Source organism: Mariniflexile sp. HNIBRBA6329 (assembly GCF_043558645.1).
GTDB lineage: Bacteria > Bacteroidota > Bacteroidia > Flavobacteriales > Flavobacteriaceae > Mariniflexile.
Genome location: NZ_JBIFXS010000014.1, coordinates 74,154 through 85,281 on the forward strand (window position 1 = coordinate 74,154; position 11,128 = coordinate 85,281).

At 37.2% G+C, this 11,128-nt stretch carries 1 protein-coding gene; it reads right to left on the bottom strand.

Translation table 11 applies throughout. The features are described from left to right. Window positions 1-31 precede the first annotated feature (31 nt). Window positions 32-11,113, bottom strand: a complete 11,082-nt coding sequence (locus tag ACGK9U_RS13925) for a LamG-like jellyroll fold domain-containing protein (RefSeq protein WP_394467008.1) — start codon at window positions 11,111-11,113, stop codon at window positions 32-34. Window positions 11,114-11,128: the final 15 nt, after the last annotated feature.

The following is an 11,128-nucleotide window of genomic DNA, read 5'->3' on the forward strand; positions in this document are numbered from 1 at the left end:
CAGCCTTTTACATTTTGATGAAAGGTTACTGTTAATTAATAATAATCTTTTTATTTCCAGTCCCAGCGGAAGTAACTACTTTAATAATATAGGTTCCTTCTGCAAAGTTATTACTCATCGGAATCGTCATATCGTTAGATATTTCAGGTAGATTTGTCTTATTCCAAGATTTTAAAGTTTGTCCTAAAATATTAATCAAATAAACCTGTTTAACGTCCACATCAATAGAAGTTTTAATTTGAATTTCTTTGCTATCGTTTAAGTATTTTACATCAAATTGTTCAAATTCATTATCAACTACCGAAAGCGTTTGGTTTTTTACAAATGTTATGCGGAACCTATTTAAATGGTCACCAGCACCAAGTGTTGTTTCATATTTTGAATTTTTATCATTAATTTTTGTATAGGTATCCAGTAAACTATCATAAATATATACTTTAGTATTAGTATCCAAATTTTCCATATCTGTAATAGAAACTTCTATAGCTCCACCTTTTTTAGAGGAAATACCAAATGGATATTGTTTGTTTTCATCAAAGGCGCCAACACCTTGAATGATACATTTGTCATTATTTATCATAAAAAACATATCGTTTGGTAGGGTTTCAAATAACTTAGCGTCATAGCCGTAATCAAAACCATCAGATGCAGCATTATCTCCCGTAAATGCTAATAATAAATGCCTTCTTGCACCTTCAGGTGTTTTAAACTGGAGTCTAAGACGTTTTATTGCTGTTTCATCAACAGTTGGATTTGAACTGTTTTTTGCACTTTTGGAATTACTGGATTTCAAAAATTGTGAGCCATCAGAAGCATTATCATTGGTTTCTCTTTTGAAAACTCTTTGACTGTTCTGAAATTTAAGCTGATTAGATGTTTTATTTGCAAATGCAGAATACACAAAAAAGCCTTGAGCTACTGGTATATATTGGCCAGGTCTTAAATTTGAACTTCCAGCACCACTTATTTCAAAACCATCTGCCGTAGTCAAAGGGGATGAAACTGGTGCAACGCCACCAACTAAAGTGTATGTGGCATACCCACCTTGATAATCTCTTAAAACATGCGTGTTGTTTGTTGTATAATGAATCCAGAAATAAAGGGAGCCATCAATGCTTCCTGTTGTATTTGGATTAGCAGCATTATTTGCTGAATTATCAGGATTTAGAGATGGAATATTGTCCTTTATAAATTCTTGAGCATCAATTGCCGATGGATATGGGTTTCCAACTAAGGCTTCATTACCAAGTGATATAGCTCTATTAATAGTATTGTTATTTGGTTTGCCGGTGAAGGTGTAGTTTTGATACGTATTGGCCTTAGTACCACTACCTTTCATGGTATAACCTAAACCTGCTTTAATTCCTGATGTTTTATATAGCTTGGCCCATTTGCCATATACATTGGTTGTATAATTCTCATAAGCCCATAACCAATATTCTGGAATTGATACAGGGTTGGGGGCAGAAGCATTGTAGCCACTTGCTAACCAATTGATGGGTTTAGGATTGCTAGAGTTTGTACCATCCATTTTATTATTCATTAAGATAGCGGGGTTATTGTTGCTAGTTGTATTTTTAGCTCCAACAGGAGAACTCCAATAGTTATAATTAAATAAGTTTACAGCACCTTGTTGGTCTCGTTCTAAATACCCACTACTGTTAACATCCAATATACTTTCGCTAAATTGATTAGGTGTATACCTTTTTTGTACCAGTTGAGATTCTCCTATTAAATCTATCCAACCATCCAGTTTAAGATAATGGGTAACCCATAAGCCTTGACCATTGTTATTTTCATTTTCGGCTTGTGTTGGATCTAAAATTTCTAATTCTACAGAAGGATCAACTATCAAGCCTAATAAGGTAATATCTTCATTGGCAGATTTAACATTATTAGAAATTTTCACAATATTCCAATCTATAGGTGAGTTATTGATACCCATACTATTTGGATAATCCCAAACCGTACTACCATAAGTCCAAGGAGTTACCCCAGCAGCACCTGTATCATTCCAATATCCAGTATGAGGTATAGTGGTGTAGGGCAGTGGAGCACTCTGCTCTTGTATAGAATTAATATTTCTCAATTTACCATCAACCCCTATACCGTTATATGGCAATAAGTTTCCACAACCAGTGTTATCCATACGGTAGTAGCCTTGTAAATTACTCCAAAGTAAAGGATCGTTGTCGGTAAGTACCCCTACGTTGAAACCATTATTATCCGGTCCATGGATATCCATAGGTAGTACCTCTCCTTGTACATTCCCAGCAACTGTAGGACTTGATATGATTTGTTGATTCATCATTTGACGAATATGTTCAACATGTAAAGCTTTATTCCAAATTCTAAGTTCGTCCATCCATCCATTAAAGTAATATAATGGTTGTCCGTTTTGGTCCATGGCTCCTAAAATACAATCAAAATTATTTGTAGAAGGAGCACTGCCTCCAACAGGAGTGCCAACTTCTATCCCGTCGATATACAATTTATATGTAGCGCCATCAAAAGTAACAGCCACATGGTACCATCTATCTGTGTTTATGTTGTAATTGGAAACTAATGAGTTGCCATTGTTCCAATTGAATGAAATTCTTCTATTTACAAGTCTTAAATCATAGCCATTACCATTCAAGCTAGCTCCGTTTCTTTTAGATAAAATAGTTTGAATACCACTACTGTTTAATTCAGTTTTTATCCAAACTTCAATACTAAACGCATTGTTTAAATCGTAGTTCTTTTTAAAATTAATATGATCGTTTATACCATCAAAATCAATTGTGTCACAAGATGTTAAAACTATCGTAACTTCATCCCAACAATTTCCAACGGTCCATCTTAATACATAAGTTCCAGGTTCTCCAGTAAATGTTGCTCTTGGGTCATTTACATCAGAAAACGTACCTGTGCCACATGTACTGATAGGTCCAGAAGTAATTGACCATGTTCCAATATCACCAGTTCCTGGAAATTGTGATTCCGGATCGTTAATATCATAGGGAACATAAGCACCATTTGCGAAATTTTCGGCAACATTTAATGTATTATCATAAGCATTTAAAGTAACTACATTATTTCCGCAATTACTTTGAGGTATAGATTGATCTGGTCCAGCATGTGCGTAGATAACATCTATGTCTACAAATACAGTTCCATCTATGCCTTCACTTCTACAGCCATTTATTAAAGATGTTACTCCATAGGTGTGTTTACCAGGGAATTCTGGTGTAACCATTGCTGTATTTTCTGTTGATATTACCTCATCAAATTCATCGGTCCATTCTATGCCATTGGCATTTTCGTCTACTTCAAACTGTATATCGTCAATTGCCCAAGAAGAAGTTGGATTTGTTCCAAGATAAGTAAATCGAATTCTTAGATCATCTTGTCCTAAATAACTAATAAGGGAATTACCATAAACATCTTCAGTGAAAACAAAATGATTATCTCCAAAGTGGTCATGATTTCCAGAGCTATTTGGACCTGTAATGTCTTGTAAAGTAACACTATAAGTTGTACCCCCATCAAGAGATAATTCAATAAGAATTTGATCTCCAGCAAATAAATTCCAAGCTTGATCCATTTGAAATTCAAACGCAGTTAAACCATAAGTATTAAATATTGGGGTTTCCAATATAAAACCATCACTATCTGCTGGACCATATACAATACCAAATTTTTTAGCACCAGAAGTTGCTCCTGTGTCATATAATATACCTCCAAATACATGAGGATTAGAACCTGACCAATCAATTGAAGGTTTTGTAGTATCGGCATTTGCTGTCCAACCACTAGGGTTGCCATCAACTAACCAACTGTCAGGGTCTTGCGTATTTAGTTGTCCAGTATTGAAATCGCCTCCGCCATCTTCTAAACCTAAACCTGTACCTAATCCACTTTGAGCAATAAATGTAACCGAATCACCTATACAAATTGTAGAAGCTGACCACGATACAGGGTCTGGTTTTACGTCTGGTGGAATAACATTCAATAATACTCTTAATGAATATTCTATACCACAATTACCACTTTCTATAGCTGCTCTAAACAGCGTAGTATCTGTTAAATTTGTAAAGGTTATTGAAGGATCTGATGTTGCACTATAAGTACTCCAATTAAGTCCGCCATCTGTAGAAATTTGCCATTCCTTAATGGTTCCAGTATATCCAGAAGCAAATATAGTTCCATCACCCTCATGACAAACTGTTAATACAGTTCTTGCATCAGCTATTGTTTCAGTATCCAGATAACCTAGCGTATTTCCAGCAACAGTATTAGGGTAAATTGTAACTGTTGTGGAAACTGGACTTATAGAACATACTGAAGCCGGCATTGTGTATGTAACAGTGTAGGTTCCTGGCGTACTTGTACTTGGTGTAATTGCTCCGGTTGAGGAATCTAAAGTTAAGCCAGCAGGAGATGATCCAAAATTACCACCTTGGAAATTATTTGTGCCAGTTAAATTTATTGGTTCAGAGCCTGCAAATGATTTACAATACTCCGATTGATTATACGAAATGCTAGCTGTTGGTTGTTGCGTAACATTTAATGATGCGGTTTCCGAAGTAATACTAGGGCAGGTACCCGATCCTGTAATAACCACATCGTAATTCCCTATATCAGCCGGAGACACATTATTAATTACTAAAGAAGCATTGGTGGCTCCAAGAATATTAGTGCCATCTTTTCTCCATTGATAACTTGGGGTATCTCCAGTAGCAGTTACCGTAAAAGTTGCTGTAGTACCTTCACAAAGGTCTAAATTATCTGGCTGGTCTGTGATTGATATTAGTTGATTTACATTGAGTGTTACCGTGTCGGAAGTTATATTTGAACATGGTGAATCTCCGAATATTTCTACATAGTACGAACCTGCATTTGCTAAAGTAGCCGGACTAAAATTAAGTATATTTGAGTTGGCTCCTGAAACAGCTACGCCATTTCTGTACCATTGATAACCTGTAATACCTCCATATGCAACCACACTTAAGCTAGTATTCGTATTAACACAAACTCCTACGTTTTGAGGTTGTGTTGAAATTACTGCAATTTCTTTTATTGTTATTGTTCCTGATTCTGATGCTTGGTCACAATTTCCTTGTGTTGTTACAGTATAATTAAAAGTTCCCGCTTCTGTAGGTGTTCCATCTATAACAAAATCGCTACCACTATAACTTCCAGTTACACCATTAGGTAAACCAGAAACAGTGGCTCCAGTACCATTGGTAATATTAAATGTTATGGTTGAAATACTAGTATTTATACAAACCGTTTGGTTTTTATCTAGTGAATCATCAATAGTAGTATCTGGGTTTACGGTAATAGATCCCGTTTGGGAAGTTTGAACACAAGTACCTTGCGTGTTAACTGTATAACTAAAGTTACCAGATTCTGTTGGAGTACCACTTATAGTAAAAACACCTCCAGAATAATTTCCTGTAACGCCATTTGGCAATCCAGAAGCTGTAGCTCCAGTGGCATCAGTTGTTGTAAAAACAATTGGTGTAATGGCATTATCTATACAAACCGTTTGAGTTTTGTTTGAAGGGTTATCTATTGTGGCATCTAGGTTAATGGTAATAGAACCATTAGTTGAGGTCTGGGCACAAGTACCCGTAGTATTCACTGTAAAATTGTGAGTTCCAGCTATAGCAGAGTCTCCGCTTATTGTTAATACGCCAGAATTGAAACTATAATTTATTCCTGTTGGCAAGCCTGTTACCGTAGCTCCAGTACCACCGCCACCAATAGTGTATAGGATAGGTGCAATGGCTTGGTTTTCACAAACACTTTGGGTGTTATTAGCCGTAGTTAAAGTTATGGTAGCATCTGGATTTACTGTAATAGTACCTGATTGCGTTGCAGAGGCACAAGCCCCTGTAGCAGTAACAGTATAATCAAAGTTTCCAAATACAGTTGGTGTACCACTAATGGTAAAAGCACCACTGCTGTAACTTCCAGTTACACCTGCTGGTAAGCTACCTGATGTTATAGAAGCTCCTGTGCCGTTAGTAATATTGAAAATTATAGGGGTAATAGCAGTATTGATACATACACTTTGAGACTGATCGGCATGGCCAGAAATAGTCGTGTCTGGATTCACAGTTATGGTTCCCGTTTGTGATGCTTGAGCACAATTACCTTCAGTATTTACAGTATAGTTATATGTTCCCGCTTGTAAGGCTTGACCACTTATGGTAAATATACCATTATTGTAAGTTCCGGATAAGTTATTAGGTAAGCCAGTTACTGTTGCTCCGGTACCATTGGAGATATTAAAAGAAATAGGAACAATATTGTCATTAATACAGATGGTTTGCGTTTTGTTTGCAGGATTATCAATGGTGGTATTTGGGTGTACTGTAATAGTACCAGTTTTAGCCGCAGCTGAACATCCTACATTTGTATTTACAGTATAATTAAATGTACCAGACTGGGTGGGTGTTCCGCTAATTGTAAAGACACCTCCACTATAGTTTCCTGTTAAGCCATTAGGCAATCCAGATACGGTGGCTCCTGTACCATGATTAATGTTAAAATGAATTGGGTTTATTGTTCCATTAATACAAACGGTTTGGTCTGAATTAGAAGGGGATGTTATAGCGCCTGACCCTAAAATATAAATATTCATTTGGTCTGTTTCTGTCCCAATACAACTAGCCGTTACATTATCGTTTGTAGAGATTGTTACCGTTATTACAGTACCAGCAGGAAGACTTCCAAGGCCTGTTAATATGCCGTTTAGTTTTTTTGATTCTGGGTTACTCATACTTCCCTGGGTAAACGACCAATCCCATTTATTGTTTCCTTTGACAGTTCCTTCAACCGCACCACTAATAGCACCTGCTAACGTAACACTTGATGTGCCTGCACAGATATATCGGTCTGGACCAGCATTTACGGCAGCAAAATCTTGAACATTGATCTCAGTATTAGAGGAGGTTACAGGGCCACACGGATTTGTAGTTACAACACTAATTGTATTTAATCCTTCGTTAGGTGTAGTAAATGATACTGTTATTTCATGTGTCCCTTGCCCTGATTCTATAATAAACCCAAATGGAACTGTCCAATTATAGGTTAATATGTTATTGTTATTTTCTGGAATAGAATAGGTTACGATTCCTGATGGACAAACACCACTTGGGCCATCAATTACTTGAACACTTAAAGGCGTATAAACATTATTGGTAATGGCATTACTTGTCGCTGTAGCCGAAGTATAACAAGTTTCACTAGTTGTTAAAACAACCGTTACAATATCGCCATCACTAAGTGTACTAGAAGTAAAATTTGAGCTATTAATACCAACATCATTACCATTTACTTTCCATTGATAAATAGGAGTTGAGCCACCATTTACTGGTGTTGCGGTAAACATAACTGGTGATCCTGAACAAATATTATTATCCGCATCATTAGAAATAATTGATACAGAAGGCGTTAAGTTTGGATTGATTGTAATAGATCCATTTGCTGAGACCTGGCTACAAGTTCCTGTAGTATTTACTGTAAAATTATGAGTTCCTGTTACTGTAGAAGATCCACTTATAGTTAATACGTCTGCATTGTAGCCCCAAGTAATTCCAGATGGTAATCCTGTAACTATAGCTCCAGTGCCACCACCAGCAATTGTATATTGAATATCACCAATAGCAACACCTTCACAAACTGTTTGGGTGGCGTTTGCCGTCGTTAAATTTATAGTAGCATCAGGATTTACCGTAATGGTTCCAGATTGTGATGCTGGAGCACAAAGTCCGGTAGCAGTTACTGTATAGGCAAATGTTCCTGAGGATGTTGGAGTACCACTAATATTAAAAGAACCACTGTTGTATGTACCATTTACGCCAGGTGGTAATCCGCCTGCTGTAATAGAGGCTCCCGTGCCGTTAGTAATTGTAAAACTTATGGGAGCAATAGCGTTATTGATACAAACGCTTTGGGTTTGGTTTGTATGACTTGAAATAGTAGTATCTGGATTGATTACTAAGGTAACGGTATCCATATTTACACAACCATTATTATCGGTTACTGTAACTGTGTAATCTCCTGCAGAAGCAGCTAAAGCTGTAAAATCGGTTGGATTTTGATCACCTGAAGTAAATCCATTAGGTCCAGTCCAGCTCCAAGTAACTCCACTCGTGCTAGAACCTGAAGCAGTAAAACTAGCAGTCAAGTCAATTAAATCTCCCAAACATACGGGGCTATTACTTGAGGCCGTTACTTGCGGTACTGGGTTTACGGTAACAGTAACGGTATCAGTATCCTGACAACCATTAGAATCAGTTCCAGTTACGGTGTAGGTTTGAGTTGCTGTAGGGTAAAATGCAACACCATTTGTTACGCCGTTGTTCCATGTATAGGTTGAGGCCCCACTACCTGTTAGAGTCACCGAATTACCTAAGCAAATACTGAAATCACTAGGGGCAGTTACTGTTGGCAACGTATTAACAACCATGGTTATAGGGTTGTTATTTAAAGTCGGATCTGCACATTGTACGTTTGATGTCACTTCAAGAGCTATGATGTTTCCATTATCTGTTAATGGCATATTAGATCTTGTATAAGAAGCACTGGTTGCTCCTGTGATATCAGCATATGTAGCGCCACCATCTGTACTAATTTTCCATTGATATGATGGGTTTGTCCCTCCATTAGTAATCGTTGCCGGATTTACAGAATAAGTAATGTTTCCACCTTCACAGGTTTGAGAGGCAGAAGCATTAATATTAAAGGAAACCACTCTTTCTGCATTAACAGTTACGGTTAAAGGATTACTTACTACTGTTTTGGTACAGGAAGATACATTACTAGTCATTTCAACAGTAATAGCATCATTGTTATTTAAGGTGTTAGATGATGTAAATTGAACTCCTGTTTCACCAGGTACATTAATACCATTTATTTTCCATTGATAGGTTGGGTTTGAACCACCACTTGTTGGTATGGCTGTAAATGTTGCTGTTGCTTGCGCACAAAACTCAGTTTGTGTAGCGTTAATAGTTACCGATGCATTATTACTTAAGTCAGTTACCGTAACTGTGGCAGTACAAGTACTCGCATTTCCATTAACATCTGTTACAGTTAATACAACTGGGTTTGAACCTATATTGGTACAATCAAAGCTTGTTTTATTTAAAGTTAGACTTTGAATGCCACAATTGTCTGTTGAATTATTATTTATTTGATTAGCTGATATACTGGCGGTTCCTGAATTTGGATCTAAAGCGATTGTAATATTTTTACATGAAGCAACAGGAGGTTCATTATCAGTAATAGAAACAGTTTGCGTACAACTAGCACTTGTGTTTCCAGCTTCATCGGTCGCAGTCCATGTAATTGTTGTGGTTCCCACAGGGAAAACAGCATTTAATGGTTCATTATCTGAACGCGTTGATGAATATGTAAATGTGGACGAACAATTATCAGAGACTGTTGGATTTGCTATGGTTAATGAAGCACCACAAATACCTGGATCTGTATTTTGATTTATATCTAAAGGACAGGTAATTGTTGGAGGTGTATCGTCAATAGCGGTTATGGTTTGTGAAACATTTATAAATCTACCACAATCATCCGTAACACGGTAAATTCTTGTTACTATATAAGGACTTGCAGTTGTACCCGCTCCACTATTATTGGACTCTGAAAATAAGGATACAGTTGGCATGCTACAATTATCATTTTCATCAGTTACTACACTGGTATCAACTGCAGGGATAGCACTTTTACATTGTACATTTATTGGAGCCGGATTGCTGGCCGTTGGATCTGTACTGTCTATTATTGTAAATGTTGCTGTTCTTGAGTTTGGATTGCCACAGTCATCGGTTGCTGTAAAAGTAACCGTTGCAGAACCTGTAGCGCCACAGTCATTACTTAATGTGCTAAAGTTATTACTCCATGTAACGTTGCTACAAGAATCGGTTGCAGAACCGCCACCATTAGAATTTAACCAATTGTTTAAATCGGTAATATTACCAGCTCCATCACATTCAACGGTTAAATTTTGCGGAGCGTTTGTAATAAACGGAATAGTTTTATCTTCTATGATAAACGAAGCTGTTCTACTTCTTGAATTACCACAAGCGTCTGTTGCCGTAAAAGTTACTAATGCTGATCCTGTTTCACCACAAGTATTACTTAGTGACGAAAAATTATTGCTCCATGTAACACTACTACAATTATCCGTTGCTGTTGCACCTCCATTAGAAGCTAACCACGCATTCAATGCCGCAGTATTACCAGTACCATCACATTCTGCATAAAAATCACTTGGGTCAGCGGTTATAGATGGAGGGGTTGTGTCAATTACTGTAATAGTTTGAGATTTGGTATCTGTCAATCCACAGTTATCAGTGGCAACCCAAGTTCTAGTTATTGAATAAGAGAAATCGGTACAAGTGCCATTATTTGTTTTGGTAGAATTTTCGCTAAAAGAAATATCGACATTGGTATCACAGTTGTCGGTTGCTGTTGGTGTTGCAGCTACAGGAACTAAATGGCATTGCACCGTTGTATTTGCTGGAATTCCAGCTAGTACTGGAGGTGTTGTGTCAATAATGGTAATGATTTGGTCACACGAAGTACTATTTGTACTATCGTCTGTAGCTAACCAAGTACGAGTAATGGTGTAGCTATTGTCCGTACAAGATCCATTATTAGTTTGTGTTGACACATCGGTATAAGTTATAGTTACATTGGTATCGCAGTTATCTGTAGCGGTGGCGGTTCCTGTATTAGCAGGCAAGAAACTAGCGGTACATTGTATTGTTAGGTTTGCAGGGCAAGATATTGTAGGATTGGTAGTATCATCAATTGTAATGGTTTGAGTGACATTAATACTGTTACCGTTACCGTCATCCACATTATAAGTTCTTGTAATAGATCCGTCATTCACTAAGGGACTCGCAGAATCACTCACAAATGTTACTGTAGGAGTTCCACAGTTATCAGCTTCATCGGTTACAACGGAAACATCAGGCGCTGGGACACTAGCAAGACACTGCACGTTAATAGGTGCAGGGTTAGAAGCTGTCGGGTTTGTAGTATCATCAATTGTAATGGTTTGAGTGACATTAATACTGTTACCGTTACCGTCATCCACATTATAAGTTCTTGT